The sequence below is a fragment of the Micromonospora rubida genome, from assembly GCF_009908295.1.
Lineage (GTDB): Bacteria > Actinomycetota > Actinomycetes > Mycobacteriales > Micromonosporaceae > Micromonospora > Micromonospora rubida.
In genome coordinates, this window is the sequence record NZ_JAAALO010000009.1 from 84,173 (window position 1) to 103,350 (window position 19,178).

The following is a 19,178-nucleotide window of genomic DNA, read 5'->3' on the forward strand; positions in this document are numbered from 1 at the left end:
CGGGGCAGGCTGATGCAGGCGCTGCCGGCCGGCGGCGGAATGCTGGCCGTCAACGCGTCGGAAGTGGATGTCCTGTCCAGCCTGGACGGCTTCACCGAGCGGGTGGGGATCGCGGCCGTCAACGGCCCGTTGGCCGTCGTCGTGTCCGGTGCGGTGGACGTCCTCGACCAGATCGAGATGGCGTGGCAGGGCCGGGGCGTTCGCACCCGCCGGTTGACGGTGAGTCACGCGTTCCACAGTCCGCTGATGGAGCCGATGCTCACCGAGTTCCGTACCGTGTTGGCGGGGTTGACCTTCTCCGCCCCGCTCCTGCCGGTGGTGTCGAACCTGACCGGCGCGGTCGCCGAGGGCGACGAGCTGCGCACGCCGGACTATTGGGTGCGGCACGTCCGGGAGGCCGTCCGGTTCGCCGACGGGGTCACGGCCCTGCGGGCGGCCGGGGTGGACACGTTCCTGGAGCTCGGGCCGCAGGGCGTGCTGACCGCGCTCACCGCCGGCCTGCTGCCCACCGACTCCGACGGGGCGGCCGTGGCGGCCCTGCGGGCCGGCGCGGCCGAGCCGGCCGCACTGCTCGCCGCCCTCGCCGCCCTGCACGCCGGCGGGCGGGACGTGGACTGGGCGGCGGTGCTCGGCGCGCTGGCCGGCCCCCGCCCGGCCCCCCGCGACCTGCCCGACCTGCCCACGTACGCGTTCCAGCCGCAGCGCTACTGGCCGACGCTGACTGTGGCCCCGGCCACGGCCGCCGACCCGGTCGACGACGAGTTCTGGCGGGCGGTCACCGACGGCGACCTCGGCCGGCTGGGCATCGACCCGGACCAGCCGATCCGCCAGGTGCTGCCGGAACTCGACTCGTGGCGGCGACGCCAGCACCGGGACGGCACCCTCGACGGGTGGCGGTACCGGGTCACCTGGCGGCGGCGGCCGATGACCGTCGGCGACCCGGGCACCTGGCTGGTGGTGACCCCGAGGCAGCAGGACCCGGGCGGGATCGTGGCCGCGCTCACCGCCGCCGGGGCGACCGTGCACGTGCTGCCGGTCGACCCGGCCACCGTCACCCGCGAGGCCCTCGCCGCCGACCTCGACCGGCTCGGCGCGGAGCACCTGCCGACGGGGCTGCTGTCCCTGCTGGCGCTGGACGACGCCCCGCACCCCGGGCAGACCGCCCTGCCGACCGGCCTCGCGGCGAACCTGCTGCTGGTGCAGGCGCACACCCTGCGGCCCGGCCCGGCCGTGCCGCTGTGGCTGGCCACCACCGGCGCAGTCGCCGTCGACGACGAGCCGGTCGCGCGCCCCACGCAGGCGACCACCTGGGGTCTCGGCCTGGTCGCGGCGCTGGAACACCCGAGGCACCTCGGGGGCGTCGTGGACCTGCCCGGCCGCCCCGACGAGGCGGCGTACGCCGCGCTGGTCACCGCGCTCACCAACGTCGAGGGGGAGGACCAGCTCGCAATCCGGGGTGCTGAGGTGCACACCCGACGCCTCGTGCGGGACACCGCCCGGCCGGCGGACACCGGCCGGGCGTACACGCCGCATGGGACCGTCGTGCTCACCGGCGGGGCGGGCGAACTGGCCCGGCACACCGGCGCGTGGCTGGCCCGGCAGGGCGCCGAGGTGCTGCCGCTGGAGGAGCCGGCGGCGGGCAAGCTCACCGACCTGATGGAGCAGCTCGCCGCCGAGAGCCGGCCGGTCACCGGGCTGGTGCACGTCCCGGCGGAGACCGGGTCGGTGCCACTGGCCGAGCTCACCGTCGCGGCCCTGGCCGCGGACCTCGTCGCGACCGTGGGTGACATCCCCCGGTACGCCGACGAGCTGGCCCACCGGCGGGTCGACGCCTTCGTGCTGTGCACCTCCATCTCGGGGGTGTGGGGCGCGGGTGGTCGGGCAGGTCAGGCGGCCGGCGACGCGCTGCTGCACGCGCTGGCTGCGAACCGCCGGCACGCCGGGCTGCCGGCCACCGACGTGGCGTGGGGGCCGTGGCAGGACGACCCGGCGTCGCCGGAGCTGGAGCAGCTTCGCCGGCGCGGGCTGCCGGCCCTGCCCCCGGAGCTGGCCGTCGAGGCGCTCGCCCGGGCGGTCCGCGACGAGGCGACCGTCGTCGTGGCGGACGTGCGCTGGGAACGGTTCGTGCCGACGTTCGCCGCCATGCGCCCGTGCCCGCTGCTGACCGAGATCCCCGAGGCGCGCGAGGCGCTGCCCGCCGACGACGCCCGCCAGCCGGCGGACGACGAGGCGGTTGCCGCACTGCGGGAGCGGCTGCGCCCACTCGGTACGGGGGAGCGCGAGGTGATCCTCGTCGACCTGGTGTGCGCGCAGGCGTCCAGCGTGCTGGGCCACGCCGACGGCGGGGGGCTGGAACCCGACCGCGCGTTCCGGGAGGTCGGGTTCGACTCGATGACGGCCGTGGAGCTGCGCAACCGGCTCCGCGCCGCCAGCGGCGTGCAACTGCCCCCCAGCGTGGTGTTCGACTACCCGACGCCGGTGGCGCTGGCCCGGCACCTGCGCGACCAGCTCGTCGACGACGGCACCGCGACGTCCGCGCCGCTGCTGGCCGAGCTGGAGCGCATGGACGCCGCCTTCGCGGCCGACGCGCCGGACCGGCTGACCCGGCAGAAGCTGCTGGTCCAGTTGCAGGCGTTCGTCGCCCGGTGGGGCGACGACCGCGCGCCGGCCGAGGAGAAACCGGTCACCCAGACCCTCGACGACGCGACGGACGCCGAGATCTTCGACTTCATCCGGCGCGAACTCGGCGGCCCCGGCGGTGAGGTGCCTTTCGGGGAGACGCCCTGAGCACGGAGAGCAGTCTGCGGCGGGAAACGGACAGCGCGACTCGCGTGTACTCGGCGGCGCTGGCGTGCGCGCCGGTCTCGGGCGATGTAGGCAGGCCCGCGAGGTCGGCCATGGCGATGAGCAGTTCGTGCCGAGCCGGCGGCGAGCGTGCCGGATCGGGCGTCGTCCGAGGCGTTCCGGCCTGTTGGGGCCTGTGTCGAAGTCGGCCTACCTCGGCTCGGCGCGCGGGGTTCGCCGGGCCCGCCCGCTGCGGGCTGTCAGGTCTGCTCCCTGGGCGGAGGAGCCCCGGCGAACCCCTGACATGTTCCTGGTCCGCACAGCGACCACGATCGAACGGCTTCGCGCGCCCACCCAAACCGGCACCGGTCCCCGGGAGGCCGACCGACCCCGGAATCGGTAGATCTTGGAAGCAAACGGCCCCTCCAGGGGCCAAAATCTTCCAAGATCTCCCCGATCGGTGCGTTGCACGTCGGTCAGTGGTTGCGGCAGCAGGTTGATCGCCTGCGGGTAGCGGGCGCGCTGGAAGGTGGTCCACGCGTGCGTGACCTCGCGGGCGAGCCGTTCGGCCGGCGGGACGGGGACAACGCTTACGTCCCACCTTGATGTGCGACATGATCCTCAAGCGGTGTCGCGGAGGCCCTCACGGTCTGGGACACGCCCACCACGGCAGGCGAGTGCAGGCCTTGTCTCGTCGTAATCGGTTCGCTGCGGACCAGGCCAGAGCGGGACGATGTATGGATGGCAGGATTGCGCGATGGGGCGCTGCAGGACGAGGTCCACTGGTTCTCTGTCCGATGCGTTTTCCGACTGGGAGTTGACCCGACGAGCCAGTTGTACGAGGACCGGCTGACACTATGGCGAGCCCAGGGTTTCGACCAAGCGATTGCCCTGGCGGAGGACGAAGCGCTCAGGTACGCGGCCGAGCAACCCGGCATTGACTTTGTGGGACTTGCCCAGGCGTATTGGCTGTTCGATGAGCCGGGGCACGGGGCGGAGGTCTTCTCATTGGTTCGGGCGAGCGAGCTGGAGCCGCCGGCCTACCTGACAAGGTTCTTCGACACCGGCGAGGAGAGACAGAGCAACATCGTTCCCGGTGCGTGACGGGCGGCAAACCAGCCCGAGCACGATCGCGCCATTCTCGCCCGGTCAGCGGCATGAGCGTGCACCCCGTTCAGATGCGAGCTCCTTCCACGGCGGAGTTCCGATCCGGCGCCTGACGCCCCATGCCGCCTCGTGCATCGGGCAGTCCGGGTGGCGGCCGGCCGATTGCCCCCGCATCCGGTCGGGGACCTGCCTGTCGGCCCCTTTGGAGCTGCCCCGTTTACGCGCCCGCTCCGCCGGTAGCACAAACGGGGCAGCTCCAAAGGATCGACGGAGGGTGGACCGACCCGGCGGCGCGCACGCCGGCCGCGCATACGCCGGCCGCGCATACGCCGGCCGCGCATACGCCGGCCGCGCATACGCCGGCCGCGCATACGCCGGCCGCGCATACGCCGGCCGCGCATACGCCGGCCGCGCATACGCCGGCCGCGCACCCCGGCCGCGCCCACCCCCGGCCGCACACCCCGGCCGCGCACGCCACCCTCGACCGGCTCGCCGCCGCCGGGGCCGACCCGGCGAAGGCCGACCCGGCGAAGGCCGACCCGGCAGGGGCCGGCGATGTCGGTAGCGCACGTATCCCCCCGGACCTGCCAAGCCGGAGGCCCTCAAGACTGTGCCGAGGCTCTGGGTCGGGCCCGGCTGCTCCCAGCCGAGCACGTTCGTCGCCGCTTTCCGGCGAGTGATCAAGATGACTCCCGGGCTGCCCGCTGCCCTTGTATCGCGCTTGATGTCCGGAATCCGGATGGCCTGTCCTGGGTGCAAGATTGCCGACACCCCGAACATCACCTAGCCTCCGTTAGGCAAGGCAACCCTAACCTTGCCTGCCTCGACCCGGGCATGCTGCGCCTGCCACCCCCGTGATTCGGAGCCGATCGATGCCCGTGACCATTGCGCCCCTCGCCGCTCGGCGAGGGGCCGCCAGCTCGGCGGCGGGGGCCGTCCTGCGTGGTGAACAGCTGGTGCTGCGCTACGGAAAGACGGCGGTGGTCCACGGCGTCTCGGTGGTGCTGGCGCCCGGTCGCGTGACGGCGCTGGTCGGGCCGAACGGCAGCGGGAAGTCGACGCTGCTGCGAGCCCTTGCCCGGTTGCATCGCGTGGATGGCGGCGAGGTGCTGCTCGGCAGCCGTGACGGGCAGCCGGAGCGCCCGGTGTCGCTGCTCAGCGTGCGTCAGTTCGCGCGGGAGGTCACGCTGTTCGCGCAGTCGCGTCAGGCCCCCCACGGGCTCACGGTGCACGAGGTCGTCTCGTTCGGGCGTCATCCGCACCGGCGCCGCTTCGCCGGCCCGTGCGTGGCGGACCGGGAGGCGGTCGGGCGCGCGATGAAGGTCACCGGCGTGCAGGACATGGCCGAGCGGCCGGTCGGCGAGCTGTCCGGTGGCGAGATGCAGCGCGTGTGGCTGGCTGCCTGCCTGGCGCAGGAGACCGGCGTCGTGCTCCTCGACGAGCCGACGAACCATCTTGACCTGCGCTACCAGATCGAGACGCTCGACCTGGTCCGGGATCTCGTCGACGAGCACGGCGTCGCCGTCGGCGTCGTGCTGCACGATCTCGACCACGCCGCACGCGTCGCGGACACGCTGGTCCTCATGCACGCCGGGCGCATTCACGCCGCAGGCGACCCGATCGAGGTGCTCACCGCCGAGCACATCGGCGAGGTCTACCAGCTGCGCGTGGAGGTCGAGGTCGACCCCCGCACCGGCCGCCTTCGCATCGACCCGGTCGGGCGGCACCCCGCCCGGAACCGGAACGTCAACTCAGGAGAAGAACTCGCATGATCCTTGCCACCCGCCTCGCGGCCACCGCCGCGACGCTCACCGCGATCGCCGTGACGGTCACGGCCTGCGGCACCACGAAGGTCGACGAACCCGCCGCCACCCCGACCGCCCCCTCGTCGCAGACCTGCGCCGACGACAAGACGACAACATCGACCGGCCCGGTGTCGATGACCGACGGCGTCGGCCGCAAGGTCGAGCTGGCCAAGCCCGCCCAGCGGGTCGCGGTGCTGGAATGGCAGCAGACCGAGGACCTGCTCACGCTCTGCCTCACTCCGGTCGCGGCGGCCGACACGAAGGGGTACGGAACCTATGTGAAGGCGGAGCCGCTCCCGTCGAGCGTCGTCAACACCGGCGAGCGCGGCGAGCCTGACCTCGACGCGCTGTACGCCACGAACCCCGATTTGATCATCGTGGAGGCGTTCAAGGCCGACGATGAGCAGATCGCCAAGCTCGAGAAGCGCGGTGTCCCCGTGCTCGCCACGGTCGGGGCCGACGCCTCGGGCCAGATCGAGAACATGAAGAAGGTGTTCTCGATGATCGGTCAGGCCACCGGCCGCACCGAGCGCGCCGATCTGGTGTTGCGGCAGTTCGACGAACACCTCGCCGAAGCCAAGAAGGCGGCCGAGGCCGCGAACGTCAAGTCCAAGGACTTCCTGTTCTTCGACGGCTGGATCGAAGGCGGCAACGTCGTCATCCGCCCGTACGGCAAGGGTGCCCTCTTCACGGAGCTCGGCGAGCAGCTCGGCCTGGTTCCGGCCTGGACCGACAAGATCAACGCGGCATACGGCAGCGGCGGCGTCGACCCCTCGTACGGTCTCGCGCAGACCGACATCGAGGGACTCACCGCCGTCGGGAGCGCGACCCTGTTCTACTCCGACGACGACACCCCGGACAGCTACGTCAAGGAACTGCGCAAGAGCTCGATCTGGACCGCGCTCCCGGCCGTCAAGGAGGGCCGGGCGTACGCCTTCCCCGCAGGCGTCTGGGGAGCCGGCGGCCCGAAGTCGAACGAGGAAGCGATCGACGCCTACGTGAAGATCCTGACCGGGAAGTGAGCGACACCCCCGCGCCACGGCCGATGCCCCGCGTCGGGCTCGGTCGCGGCGCGAGCGGGGCGGCCGTACTGGCCGTCCTGCTCGTCGTGGTCGTCGTGGCCGGGCTGTGGCACATGACGCAGGGCACCTCCGGGGTGGGCTTCTGGGACCTGCTGCGCTATCTCTTCGGGGCGCGCGAGGATGTCGGCGGCGTACCGGTCACCGACGTACTGACCGGGTCCCGCCTGCCTCGGATGCTCGCCGGGATCGCGGTCGGCGTGGCGCTCGGCGCGGCCGGGGCGCTGCTCCAGTCGGTCACCCGGAACGCGCTGGCGGCTCCGGACACGCTCGCCGTCACCGCCGGGTCCTACTTCGCGCTGTGCGCAGTCGCCGCGTTCGGCCTCGCGGTGCCGTTGTGGGCCTCGGGGGCCGTGGCCTTCGCCGGTGGTCTGCTCGCCGCGGGACTCGTGCTCGGCCTCGTCGGCACCGCCTCGGGCGCCGGGTCGACGCGGCTGATCCTGGCCGGCTCGGCGGTCGCGATGGCTCTCGACGCGGCCACCGCCATGCTGCTGATCCTGTTCAAGGAGAGCACCACCGGCCTGTACGCCTGGGGCAGCGGCTCTCTCGCCCAGCTGAACATAGACGCCGCCATGCGTGCCGTCCCGGTCATCGTCGTCGTGCTCACCGTCGCCGTGCTGCTGGCCCGGCGACTCGACGTGCTCGGCCTCGGCGACGACACGGCCGCTTCGCTCGGCGTGCCGATCCGCTCGACCCGGGTCGTCGCGGTGCTCTGCGCCGTCCTGCTGACGAGCCTCTCGGTGACGCTGGCCGGTCCCATCGCCTTCGTCGGCCTCGCCGCGCCGGTCGTGGTGCGCCTCGTGGCCAGCCGCATCGGTGTGCTGAGCCGGCACGTCTTCCTGGTCCCGGCCTGCGGACTGGTCGGGGCACTTCTGGTGCTCCTCGCGGACGACGTGCTCCGGGCGGTTCTCGGCGCCCAGGCGGCCGCCTCGATTCCCACCGGAATCCCGACCTCGTTGCTCGGTGCCATCGTCATCGTGATCCTGGCGCTCCGGCTGCGCGATTCGGGAGCGGCGCGGAATGCGCCCCGGGCCCTCGTCGCCATCCGCTCGCGCCGCCGCTTCCGTACCGTCGTGGTCGTCGCGGCCGGTCTGCTCGTCGCGGCGGTGCTGGTCGGCCTGCTGGCCGGCAGCCTGTGGCTCCGCGCCGGCGACATCGCGCTCTGGCTCCAGGGCTCCGCGCCGGACCTGATCGGCCGGGCACTCGACGACCGCGCCCCGAGGGTCGCGGCGGCCGTCGTCGCCGGTGCGGCGCTCGCGCTGGCCGGAACCGTCGTGCAGGGAACGGTACGCAATCCGCTGGCCGAGCCGGGCGTGCTCGGTATCACCGCCGGTGCCGGCCTCGGCGCGGTGATCGTGGTGACCTCGGGCGTGGCCGGCGGACGTCCCGCGCTCATCGTCACGGCCGTCGCGATGGGACTCGGCACCTTCGCGCTCATCGCCCTGCTGGCGTGGCGCGGAGGGCTGCTCCCCGACCGCTTCCTGCTCATCGGCATCGGCTGCGGCTACGCGCTCAGCGACATCAGCACCTTCCTGCTCCTGCGCGCCGATCCGTGGGACACGCCGAGGATCCTCACCTGGCTCTCGGGCACGACCTACGGCCGGTCCTTCGCCGACGTGCTGCCGGTCGCGCTCGTGCTGCTCCTCGCGACCCCCGCGGTGCTGGGCATGCGCCGCCAACTCGACCTCCTGGCGATCGACGAGGACACCCCCCGGATCTTCGGCGTCCGCCGGGAAGGCGCGCGACTCACCCTGCTGACGATCGCGGCGGTCGTGGCGGCGGTGAGCGTGATCGCGGTCGGCGTGGTCGGCTTCGTCGGGCTCGTCGCCCCCCACATCGCCCGCAGCCTCGTCGGCGTTCGGCACGGGCGCATCGTCCCGGTCGCCATGCTGCTCGGCGGCCTGCTCGTCTGCGTCGCCGACGCCCTCGGCCGTACGCTCATCGCCCCCTCGCAGATCCCCGCCGGGCTCATGATGGCCCTCGTCGGAGCGCCCTACTTCGTCTGGCTGCTGCGTCGCTCACGCGGTTGACCGGCGGCCTGCCGCACGAAGGCACGGATGAGCGCGCCGACCAGCTCGGGGCGTTCGGCGAGGAGGCCATGCGTGGTGCCCGGCACGATGCACAACTGCGCGCCGGGAATCGACGCGGCGATGAGCAGGCTGTGGCCGGGCGGGATCGTGTCGCGGTCGCCCGACATCACGAGCACCGGCGCCGCGATCCGGGCGAGTTCGGCCGGGTCGATGTGCGGCTCGCTCCTCCAGAGGCGGAACAGCTTGGCGAGTACGACGTCCGTGTGCTCCGGCCCGTCCGGCGACAGGCGTTCGTAGTGCATCCGCTCGACGTCCGGTCCCTGTTCGCGTTCGAGCGCATCGAGGACGGGGGAGGCCGAATCCGTGAACGCCGACGGGTCGAGGTTCGCGCTGATGGCGGTCAGCGAGCGCACCCGCCCCGGGTGGTCGAGGGCGAGCAGCAGCCCGATGATCGCGCCGTCGCTGTAGCCGACGACGTGCGCCGATTCGAGGCCGACGGCATCGAGGTAGGCCAGGGTGTCGGCGACCCCGCGCGCGTAGTCGTACTCCCCGTCGATGTCGGCCGACCGACCGTGCCCGGGACGCTCGAAGGCGAACACCCGGTGTTCCGGCACGAGCGCGTCGGACTGCGCCCGCATCGACTCAAGGGAGCAGAAGCCACCGTGCAGCAGCAGGACGGGATCGCCCTCGCCGGCGACCTCCGAATACAGGTCGACATCGCCGATCCGGAGGTAGCCCATCTGCGCCCGTCACCATTTTCCGAGTTCTGAATTCGGCACAACTCGGCGCCCACGCGGCACCGCGCTCAGCGGCGTAGGCCAGGTGGAGTGGCGGCCGGGCGCGGTGAACGCCTGGTCAGAGTACGCCTCCCGTGCGGTGTTGCCCGGCGGCCGGGCCGGTGGCGACGCATCCGAGGCCTGCGGTGAGCAGTTCGTTCACTGATTCTGGCCAGGGCCTCGGTCTCACGGGTCCTCAGCCATGTCCCCTCTCCCGCGTATGCCCCGAGAGGTCGCCGCCCCATGCCGCCCCGTACACCGGGCAGTCGGGCGGCGGCCTGGCGAATACGCCCCGCACCCGGTCAGGGCCGGCCCGGCGAAGGCCGGCCCGGCAGGGGCCGATGATGTCGGCAGCGCGCATCCCGAAGCCCCTGCACCTACTGGGTTACATCTTCACGGGCACAGGGAAACATCGAGGAATCCCGAGGTGTTACTGACCCACCCCTTCACCCCGGTCGCCCTGTTGGTGCCGTAGGCCCAGCTCAACGCCGGGTTGTTGAACTTGTCGATGTCGAACCACTGCCCCTTGTAGCCAAGGCCGAGGACCGTGCTGGTGGTGTTCGCAGCGGCGCGGATACGCACGCCGTCCACGATGAACTTGGTGCTGCAGAACAGCTGCGGACTGATGTCGGCCTCCGTCGCGCCGCTCAGCCGCTCGGCCGTGCCGGCGGATGGCGCCGCCGAGACCGGGGACGCGACGGCGACCCCGAGCGCACCCGTGATCGCCACAGCCGTGATCCAACGTGGTAACCGCATGATTGTTCCCTCCCGCTGATTGTGGAACCGTCCCGAACAATATTCGTGATCATGAATTTACTGTAGCGAAGAGTCGCCTTTGCGACACGGTCCGCGAGGCCGGCGGCCGGGAGTCCGGCACTAAGCGTTGAGCGGGGAGGGCGGCCGGGATGGTGATCGGGTCCATGCCTCCGCTGGTGCCCTTTCGGGGTAGGGCGTTGGCCGGGCCGTATGCGGGACCAGGCGTCCTCGGCCTCAGTGATAGCGGCCTTGGCCTGCTCGGCATTGTCGAGGGCGGCGTAGGCGCGGGCGGCGCTGGCGGGCAGTCAGACGGCGGAAGGTCAGCTCACCGGTGGTGGTGTTGCGGGGCGTGCCGGGGGCGGCCCGACGTCGGTGCCGGGGCCGACGGATGTGGTTCCCGGACGGCCGGTTCCCGCCCGGTGTGGTTTCGCGTGAGCGTGGGTGTGGGTCCGGCCGAGGCGACAACTCGTGAAGGGACAGTGCACCCCTATCGACCCCTATTCATGAGTAAGATTCCCCTTTGCGGAGCGTTATCCTCTGACGACGTCGCTGACCTCCGACGGCAAGTTCGTCTGACGGAGACGATCGCCATGTCATTGCCCACCATCTCCCCGGCGCTGAGCGTGGTGATGCCGACCCGCCACGCCCGGATCCACCCGCAAGAGACGGAAAAACGAGTATCATGCGCGTACTGCTGTCGACTCTCGGGTCGCGTGGCGACGTCCAACCACTGGTGGCGCTCGCGTTGCGGTTGAAGGCCCTCGGCCTTGAGGTCCGCCTCTGCGCCCCGCCCGACTTCGCCCGCTGGGTGGCCACCTTCAGGATTCCCTTCGTACCCATCGGCCCGCCCTGGCGCAGGTCGGCGGAGCCCAGGTCGCGGGCCGCCGTACCCAAACCCTCGCCCGCCCAGGTCCGCCAGCTGGCCGAGTCCTCCATCGGCATCCAGTTCGAGGTGCTGTCGGCCGCCGCCCGGGACTGTGACGTCCTCGTCGCGTCGACCGGCCTCCAGATCGCCGCCCGCACCGTGGCGGAGAAGCGCGGCATCCCGTACGTCTTCGTGGCGCTCTGCCCGGCGGTCCTGCCCTCACCGCACCACCCCCCGCTGCCGCTGCCGATGCTCGGGGAGGTGCCGGCGCCCGCGTCGGCCGACAACCGCGACCTGTGGGCCGCCAACCTGCGGCACGTCAACGACACCTTCGCCGCGCCGCTCAACGCGCTGCGGTCGGCGGTGGGGCTGGACACTGTGGATGACGTCACCGACCACATCCACACCGACCAGCCGTGGCTGGCCACCGACCCGACCCTGGCACCCTGGCCGGACGCCGCCGATTCGACCGTCTACCAGCCGGGCGCCTGGCTCCTGCCGGATGAGCGGGCCCTGCCCGCCGAGTTGACGACCTTCCTGGAGGCCGACGGGCCGTGCGTCTACGTCGGATTCGGCAGTGTCGTCGCGCCCCCGGGCCTGCTGGAGACGGCCGTGCAGGCCGTGCGCGCGGTCGGCTGCCGGCTGGTCGTCTCGCGAGGCTGGGCACCGCTCTCGTCGCGAGACCGGACACCCGACTGCCTGGTGGTCGGCGAGGTGAACCAGCAGTCGCTGTTCAAAGAGGTGGCCGTGGTGGTCCACCATGGCGGCTCGGGCACCACGACCACGGCCGCGCGGGCGGGGACGCCGCAGGTTGTCATACCGCAGGTGTACGACCAGCACTACTTCGCGCGCCGGGTGTCCACGCTCGGCATCGGCACCGTGCATTCCGGCACGGTGCCGGCCGTCGAGTCGCTGACCGAGGCTCTCGGCACCGCGCTGCGGCCGGAGGTGGCCGCCAGGGCCCGCGAGTTCGCCAGCGTCGTACGCACCGACGCGGCGCAGGTCGCCGCGGAGCGGTTGACCGTGGCTCTGGGGGCCTGAGCGGGGCGGCTACCGGCCACCGCGTGGCAGCGCCGCAGCGCCGGAGCCGGGTCGAAAGGGCCACGTTTCTGTAGGTCGTGTAGGTCCTCTCAGAGTCGGCGCGAGATTGCTGACTGCGGGTGGCGATCAACTGGCGGCAGGGCTCCACTCGGGGGCGAGGGCGGAGTAGAGCAGGGAGTCGCGCCAGGCGCCGTTGGTGTGGACGTGGTCGCGTAGCCGACCCTCGTACTGCATGCCGAGCCGCTCGGCGACGGCGACGGAGGCGGCGTTGTCGGGGCCGATGGCCGCGGTGATGCGGTGGAGCTTCAGCACGTTGAAGCCGTAGTCGATGATCGTGCGCGCGGCGTCGGTGGCGTAGCCGTGGCCCCAGTGGTCCGCGCCGATGGCGTACCCGAGCTTGGCGGCTTGGTGGCCGGTGAGGCCGAGCCGCGCGAACCCGATCATCCGGTCTGCGGCGTTAGCGACGGCTAGGTAGTACTCGGTGCGGGGGATGAGTTGGGCGCGTTGGATCGTGCCTTCGACCATGGCGACGGCGGCGGCCTGGTCCCGGCTGTCGAAGGAGAGCCATTGGGTGACGCGGTCGTCTCCGACGATTGCCCACGCGCCGGCCGCGTCATCGGGGCGCATGTCGCGCAGGGTGATGACGCGGCCGGGGATGGTGATCGGGTCCATGTCCCCGATGGTGCCCTATCGGGTGAGGGCGTTGGCCGGGGTGTGGGTGAAGTGTTCGATGCTATCGATGAGTTCGTGGGCGTCGTTCGTACGGATAGCTCTCGACGGCCAGCCGACTTGATCAGCAATCACGCGAGCATCACGCACGGATGGTGCACAGCTTTCCCGTCGGCGATGCGTCTTGTGATCAGGTGCCAACGCCGGCATCCTGGCGTGGCATTCCGGCGAACCGGACCGTCAGGTGAACCCGTTCAGCGAGACGAAGACCAAGTTCCAGCAGACCGGGGGTAAGGGTGGCGAAGATCTTTGCGGGCTGCCCAAGAGGACTACCAGAGAGTCTCGAAGGGCGGCGATGGGATGGCTCCAAAGCCCGGGCGGTCGGATGGCCCCAACACCCTGCTCAGTGACGCCCGTCGCCGACTTCTGTCCTCAAGTGGTTCAGGCCGACGGATGTCCCGGCAGGAAGTCGCCGAGGCGGTCAACACCTATCTGTGGGAGACCTACGGCACGAGAACCAGCCTGGATGCCAACCACGTCGGGAAGCTTGAACGAGGGGAACACCGCTGGCCCAAGCCCGCGACCCGGGAGGCATTCCGTGCGGTGTTGAAGGCCTCTCGCGACGCTGACCTAGGCTTCTACATCACCCGTGGCCAACGCCATACTGACCCCGTTTTGCACTGGATGCCACCGGGTCAGCCGCTCACCGCTGGTGATGATCACGGCGGCGGGTGGCTGACCGGCAGGCAGATCACGGACACTGGCGACATGAACCGCCGCGAGTTGCTACGCCTGCTGAGCCTGACAGGGGCGCTCCTGGCCGCGCCTGTCCCGGGCGGCCAGCTCGACTGGGCGCGCATCGAATCCTCCAGCGATGGGGACAAGCGACTAGACCCAGCCACCCTCGACGAGTACGAGGGTCTCAACCTCCAGTTGTGGGCAACGTTCGGCGCGGCCGAGTCCAAGATGGCCGTGTCGCCGCTGGTCAACCGTCAGCTCACTACGCTCACGGCCAACCTACGCCGCTCCCACACGACATCTGTACACCGCAGGCTCTGCGGGATCACCGCCGACCTGCTCCAGCTCGCCGGCGAGGTCGCCTTCGACGCGAACGCGTACAGCGAGGCCGCACACTGCTACGTCCTGGCAGCAACAGCCGCGCGAGAAGCCGCAGCCTATGACCTCTGGGCGTGCGCGATGATTCGCCACGCCTTCATCAGCGTCTACGAGCGTGACTTCCGGCAGGCCGCACCGATGCTTGAAGTTGCCGCTGGCCTGGCCAGCAACGGGAACAGCGCGCTGTCGACCCGGCACTGGGCGCATACCGTGCGGGCGCAGGCCCTCGCGGGCCTCGGTGACCTCGGCGGATGCCGGCGGGCGCTCGACCAGGCCGAAGAGGTCAACCGCCTGCCCGGACGGGTCCACAACGGTGGATGGTTGCGCTTTGACGGTTCCCGGATCGCCGAGGAACGCGGAGCCTGCTACGTCGAGTTGGGGCGCCCAGATTTGGCCGAGCCGGTACTGTCCGGCGCCTTGTCGCAAAGCCTCTCCGTGCGTCGACGCGGAGCCGTCCTGACAGATCTCGCCATGGTCGGAGTTCAGCGTAGCGAAGCACACCAGATCGTGCTCTACGGTGGCGCCGCTCTTGATACTGCCCGTCAGAGCGGCTCGGGTGTGGTCGGTGCCAAGCTAAACCGACTACAGCACCACCTGCAGCCGTTCCTTGCTGACACGCACGTGCAGCATCTCAACAGCCAGATCAATGCCCTGATGAGGGCAAGGGATTGATGTGACCACAGGGAGGGCGAGCGTGCAGGTCGAAGAACCGGGACGTGTGTTCCGCGAGGCGTGGATCGCCGGAGTCCGTAAGTACTATCCCGGCGAACCGAAGCCGGGCTATGTCACGCCCTGGGAAGCCACGCCCGAATGGGAACGGATAAGCGCCGCCGCAGTGTATGAGCAGGTCCACCAGTTCATCGAGGTGGCCGAGGGCGCGACCGCAAAGCTGACTCGTGAACAGAAAGGTCGCTTCGTCGCCTTGTGCTGGATTGCACAGATATTCAGACACTTTCCAAACCCGAAGGCTTCCTACGTAGCCGACTGGTCGAACATGCCGGAGTGGCAACAAGAGACGGACTCGGACATCTTCGAGCATATCGAGCAGACGCTCATCTCGATGCGCTGAACAGGGGTGCGAGCCGGCAGTACCTACAGCGTTTCACTCGATGCCCGCCTCGCCTCCGGCTCCTCTCGGAGTCGGCGCGAGATTGGCGGGAAGGGGGCGGGCACTCCGCCGGCCAGCTTGAAGACCTGCGTTTGTAAACGGTGATACTTAAGTCGGCGGGGGCGGCGTGGCGTGCCCGGGGATCCCGGGCACGCCGACGAGGCGGCAGTTCAGTACGCGTCAAACTCGCCGTCTCAGATGCCGCCGATGAACGCCGTTAACTCCTCCGAAGGTGAACTCCAGCACTGGTCCGGCCCTTCGAGTCCCACATTCCTATGGTGCTGACGAGCGCGAAGGCGACTTCGACGTAGTTGTCGCCCTCCGGCGTGAAACGTGAATGGACCGGCGATCCATCCTGCCTGGACCCCGGCGACGAGAGCGTAACCCTTGTTCCGTCGATCACGGCCAGTCCCGATCTTGCCACCTGCGCGCGCAGAAACATCAGGTCAGGCGCGCGGCAACCGTTAAGTCTCCCCGCAACTCTCCCCCTAGGTCGGTGTTCCCGGGCTATGCAAGAACCGCGATCGTGGAAGCAGCACAAGCTACGTGTCTACGACTTGGAGTGGGGTCACCGGCGACAGGTTCGCGGCGGACTTCGACGATCCGAGTTGCGGGAGGAGCGACATGGACGCCACGAGCGCAACGCTTATTGCCATCATCAGCCGCGCCGTTCGTGCCGTCCGTTCTGGCGGCTGGCGTACTGCTGGGCGGAGGCGATTCAGCCCCAGGGCCCCGGCAAAGTCGGGCGGGTCTCCGGCCTGGGGTGGTTGGCGGAGACGCGCCCTTGCTGGCGGGAGCAGCGCAGGCAGAGCGGTTTCAGCAGATCGTCGAAGTTCTCGAACCGAGACCCCGGCCCCTCATGCCGTGCGTCACGCCTATGAGCGCCATTTCCGACACGGCTGACCGCATGGAAGATCTTGGAGGGAAGTGGCCCCTCCAGGGGCCACTTCCCTCCAAGATCTTCAGTCATCCCAAGCAGCGGAACGTAAGTCCCGTTACATGGACGGCTGCGGGCAGGTTCGGCGGGGGCGGGGAACAGCGCGGCAGGACGGCTTCGGTGGGGTGGTGCCGGCGACGGGACTAAGTAGCCGAATTGCGCGATGATCGCCGCACCGGCGGCATCCACGTACGCGGCTCCGATCTGCGCGGTACCGGACACTCCGCGACTTTGCCGGGACCCTGGATTCAGCCCGCCGGCTTGGCCGTGACGTAGACGCCCTCGCCTTGGCGGCCCTCGACCAGGCTCTCGGCCTTGAGTACCAGCATGGCTCCACGGATCGAGCCGTAGGACACGTCGTGCTGGGTCTGTAGCGCGCTGATCGAGGGCAGTTTGTCCCCAACGGACAGCCTGCCCGTACGGATCTGCTCGCGGATGCCCTCTGCCACCCGCACGTACTTCGCGGTCATCTGCAACTCCTCGGGTTGCACCCCGAGGAGATCACCTGCAAAAGGCCACATTAACTGTCTGCCCGCTTGTTCTCCGTTGCCCAGTCGCAGCAGGAACCGGACCCGATCAACCCACCCGCCACCCCGACCCGGGTCGTTTCAGCGGCCGGGCCGCGAAGCGATCTCGACAGCGCAGGACGGAGGCACATGGAGCCCAGCACAGACGAACCCGCCGAGCCGGTTGGGGGCGGGCCTGCTATCGGCGTCGGCGGCACCCCTGGGGGCGGCGCGGTCTACCAGTCCCGCCGAAACCTGCTGACGCCGGCCGACGTCCGGTGGCAGGACTTCCCGCTGACCAGGTTCGGTCGGCGGGGCCTCGACCCGGAGGCAGTCGGCAGGTTCCTCCGCCGGGTAGAGGCCGACCTGGACACGCTTTACCAGGAGATCGTCGCCGCTCGGGACGAGGCCCGCCACCACCGCGACGCCGCGACCGAGCTGCGAGCGGAGCGCTGGCGTCCTCGCGAGGCGTGGGCGCAGCGGCCCCGCGGTGAGTACCGGCGTCCGCCCATGTGGCCGTCGTACTCCCCTCGCCAACAGGGCTGCCACCGTCAGCCGGGAAACGGGGGCGGCGATGGCTGATTACCCGGCGATCCACGGCCCGTCCAGACCGGACTGGAACTGCCTCGCCTGCGGGGACCCCTGGCCCTGCCCCACCCGCAAACGCCAGCTCAAGGAGCTGTGCCAGTGCAACATTCGCACGCTCGCCCGCTACCTGACCGCGTACCTGCCGGACGCCCAGGCCGAAATCACCGGCATGAGCACCGCTGACATCACCGAACGCATCGTCGGATGGTGCGGCCGACCGTTGGAGATGTGGGCGGCCCAGGAGCACGCGCCTACTCGGGAGATCAAGACCGGCACCGACGTTACCTACCCAATCGAAAGGCAGGCAGACATGGGCGACACGGACAACAGCCCGGCGCAGAGCCGCAGTGAGCAGGCCGAGGCCGCCGAACGGGAGGCCGCGAGGCAACGCCTGCTCCAGCAGGCCGAGGCGGACCGGATACCGGCGGACGACACGACCAGGGCGGTGCCCGACCGGCGGTGGCGTCGTGACCACCCATGACCTGCCGGTAGGACGCCGGATCGCCCGGCTACGGGCCCGACGGCGGATGACCCAACAGATGCTCGCCGACCGGCTCGGCAAGTCGAAGAGCTGGGTCGACAAGGTCGAGCGAGGTGTCCGCGCCCTCGACCGGTTCACCGTCATCCAGGACCTCGCCGACGTGCTGCGCGTCGACCCGGTGGCGCTGCTCGGCCGCGGTGCCCCACCGTCGCAGGCCGCCCGCGCCGCCGTGCGCGGCGTCGACGGGGTACGGGCCGCCCTCGCCCGCTACGACACCGCCCTGAACGTGCCCGGCAACCCCCCGGCGGCACCGCCGGCCGGCGAGCTGAGCCGGCGGGCACGGCACGCCTGGCTCACATACCAGCACGCCGACTACCCCCAACTACTACGGACGCTGCCAGAACTACTCGCCGACGCCCAACACGCCCACGCCACCCACGCCAACGGCGGCGGCGGGGACGGGGACGGCGCGGCGGAGCTGCTGGTGCAGGCGTACCGGATCACGTCTTCGGTGTTGGTGAAGCTCGGCGAGGGTGACCTCGGCTGGTTCGCCGCCGACCGGGCCATGTCCGTGGCCATCGGCGATCCGCTGCTGACGGCGGCGGCCACCGTGCCGCTGGGGCAGGCACTGCGCGCCCTCGACCGCCCCCGGCCGGCCCTGACCGTCACGATCGCCGCCGCGTACCGCATCGTCCCCCGGGTGTGGCGCGACGGCCCGCCAGCGGACCTGGCGCTACACGGAACGCTGCTGATTCAGGCCGCCCTGGCTGCCGCCGGGTTCGGCGACGAGCGCAGTGCACGGGAACTGCTCGACCGGGCGGCCGGGATCGCCGACGAGATCGGCGAGGGCCACGACCGGCACTGGACCAGTTTCGGGCCCACTGCGGTGGAGTTGGCCCGGGTGGCTGCCGCCGTCGCGCTGGGTGCCGGTGGCGAGGCGGTGGTGCTGCACGAGCGGGTCGTCGGCGCGGACGACTGGCGACGATTACCGGCCGAGCATCGGGCGGCGTACCTGCTCGACGCCACCCGCGCGTACCTCCGGGTCGGCGATCCGCTCGCGGCCGGGCGCGCGCTGGTCGACGCGGACCGGACCGCACCGGCCGAGGTCCGGTTGCGGCCGGTGGCCCGTACGCTGCTCACCGACCTGGCCCGCCACGGACCGGTCCCGGCGGACGTAGCCGGGCTCGCCACGGCCCTCGGCATCGGATAATGACCGCCTGGCCCCCTCCTCCACCCGCCGGACCGGACAGTGGTGGTCTGTGAGAGGAACAACTCCGTAGCGGAGTTGCTCACTGCGCGACGTCACGCATCGTTGCGCGGAATGGTGCAATGTGCCGCAGTGGAAAAGGCCGGCGGGCGCGTGGTGTCGACGGGGTCGGCGAAGCCGGCCGGGGCGGGTGTCGCACCCGCCCGGCGGCCGGTCGACGGGCACCGGCCGGTGCCCGTCCGAGGGGCGCTCCGTCCCAGCCTGCGGCCCTGCTCCTAGGGGCAGTGCTAGGGGCCTGCTAGGGGTTGGCAGCGCCGTCCGGG

General features: G+C 71.0%; 15 protein-coding genes (1 of these 15 cut by a window edge). 11 read left to right on the plus strand and 4 right to left on the minus strand.

Annotation, left to right across the window (positions count from 1 at the left end; translation table 11 throughout):
- The 5 genes from GVV04_RS33530 to GVV04_RS26545 form a co-directional block, all read left to right on the plus strand.
- Positions 1 to 2,787, plus strand: partial view of a type I polyketide synthase gene (locus GVV04_RS33530; RefSeq protein ID WP_407938838.1) — the 3' portion only. The gene continues 24,762 nt to the left of window position 1, outside the view; only the last 2,787 of its 27,549 coding nucleotides appear in the window; its start codon lies off the left edge, out of view; it ends in the stop codon at positions 2,785 to 2,787.
- 738 nt (positions 2,788 to 3,525) lie between these two features.
- Entirely contained in the window at positions 3,526 to 3,888 is a 363-nt protein-coding gene (locus tag GVV04_RS26530; protein ID WP_161691647.1) for a hypothetical protein, read from the plus strand.
- A gap of 875 nt (positions 3,889 to 4,763) precedes the next feature.
- Positions 4,764 to 5,663: an ABC transporter ATP-binding protein gene (locus GVV04_RS26535; protein WP_161691649.1), complete on the plus strand. Its 900-nt coding sequence runs from the start codon at positions 4,764 to 4,766 to the stop codon at positions 5,661 to 5,663.
- Positions 5,660 to 6,718, plus strand: a complete 1,059-nt coding sequence (locus tag GVV04_RS26540; RefSeq protein ID WP_161691651.1) for an ABC transporter substrate-binding protein — start codon at positions 5,660 to 5,662, stop codon at positions 6,716 to 6,718. The genes GVV04_RS26535 and GVV04_RS26540 overlap by 4 nt, the downstream gene beginning before the upstream one ends.
- Positions 6,715 to 8,805, plus strand: coding sequence for an iron ABC transporter permease (locus tag GVV04_RS26545; protein WP_328822586.1), 2,091 nt, complete (start codon positions 6,715 to 6,717; stop codon positions 8,803 to 8,805). Before GVV04_RS26540 ends, GVV04_RS26545 begins: the two co-directional genes overlap by 4 nt.
- On the opposite strand, the gene GVV04_RS26550 is transcribed toward GVV04_RS26545, so the two are convergent.
- Both GVV04_RS26550 and GVV04_RS26555 read right to left on the minus strand, forming a co-directional pair.
- Entirely contained in the window at positions 8,769 to 9,545 is a 777-nt protein-coding gene (locus tag GVV04_RS26550; protein WP_161691652.1) for an alpha/beta fold hydrolase, read from the minus strand. The two genes, GVV04_RS26545 and GVV04_RS26550, sit on opposite strands and share 37 nt — an antisense overlap.
- Before the next feature lie 429 nt (positions 9,546 to 9,974).
- Positions 9,975 to 10,310, minus strand: coding sequence for an SH3 domain-containing protein (locus tag GVV04_RS26555; protein ID WP_161691654.1), 336 nt, complete (start codon positions 10,308 to 10,310; stop codon positions 9,975 to 9,977).
- A 709-nt stretch (positions 10,311 to 11,019) separates the two neighbouring features.
- Here GVV04_RS26555 and GVV04_RS26560 point away from each other — a divergent pair.
- Entirely contained in the window at positions 11,020 to 12,243 is a 1,224-nt protein-coding gene (locus GVV04_RS26560; protein ID WP_161691656.1) for a glycosyltransferase, read from the plus strand.
- A 126-nt stretch (positions 12,244 to 12,369) separates the two neighbouring features.
- Here GVV04_RS26560 and GVV04_RS26565 read toward each other — a convergent pair whose 3' ends face one another.
- Complete coding sequence (locus GVV04_RS26565) at positions 12,370 to 12,915, minus strand: GNAT family N-acetyltransferase (protein WP_161691658.1); 546 nt, start codon at positions 12,913 to 12,915, stop codon at positions 12,370 to 12,372.
- A gap of 450 nt (positions 12,916 to 13,365) precedes the next feature.
- On the opposite strand from GVV04_RS26565, the gene GVV04_RS26570 reads away from it, so the two are divergent.
- Together GVV04_RS26570 and GVV04_RS26575 are read left to right on the plus strand one after the other, a co-directional pair.
- Entirely contained in the window at positions 13,366 to 14,700 is a 1,335-nt protein-coding gene (locus GVV04_RS26570; protein ID WP_161691660.1) for a transcriptional regulator, read from the plus strand.
- 1 nt (position 14,701) lies between these two features.
- Positions 14,702 to 15,097, plus strand: coding sequence for a hypothetical protein (locus tag GVV04_RS26575; protein WP_161691662.1), 396 nt, complete (start codon positions 14,702 to 14,704; stop codon positions 15,095 to 15,097).
- Between the two features lie 1,224 nt (positions 15,098 to 16,321).
- On the opposite strand, the gene GVV04_RS26580 is transcribed toward GVV04_RS26575, so the two are convergent.
- Entirely contained in the window at positions 16,322 to 16,543 is a 222-nt protein-coding gene (locus GVV04_RS26580) for a FadR/GntR family transcriptional regulator (protein ID WP_161691664.1), read from the minus strand.
- A gap of 186 nt (positions 16,544 to 16,729) precedes the next feature.
- Here GVV04_RS26580 and GVV04_RS26585 point away from each other — a divergent pair, with 186 nt between their 5' ends.
- Genes GVV04_RS26585 through GVV04_RS26595 form a run of 3 tightly spaced genes read left to right on the plus strand, consistent with a single transcriptional unit; the run spans position 16,730 to position 18,858 of the window.
- Positions 16,730 to 17,161, plus strand: coding sequence for a DivIVA domain-containing protein (locus GVV04_RS26585; protein WP_161691666.1), 432 nt, complete (start codon positions 16,730 to 16,732; stop codon positions 17,159 to 17,161).
- Positions 17,154 to 17,648: a hypothetical protein gene (locus GVV04_RS33535; RefSeq protein ID WP_161691668.1), complete on the plus strand. Its 495-nt coding sequence runs from the start codon at positions 17,154 to 17,156 to the stop codon at positions 17,646 to 17,648. The genes GVV04_RS26585 and GVV04_RS33535 overlap by 8 nt, the downstream gene beginning before the upstream one ends.
- Positions 17,635 to 18,858: a helix-turn-helix domain-containing protein gene (locus GVV04_RS26595; RefSeq protein ID WP_161691670.1), complete on the plus strand. Its 1,224-nt coding sequence runs from the start codon at positions 17,635 to 17,637 to the stop codon at positions 18,856 to 18,858. The genes GVV04_RS33535 and GVV04_RS26595 overlap by 14 nt, the downstream gene beginning before the upstream one ends.
- Positions 18,859 to 19,178 lie beyond the last annotated feature (320 nt).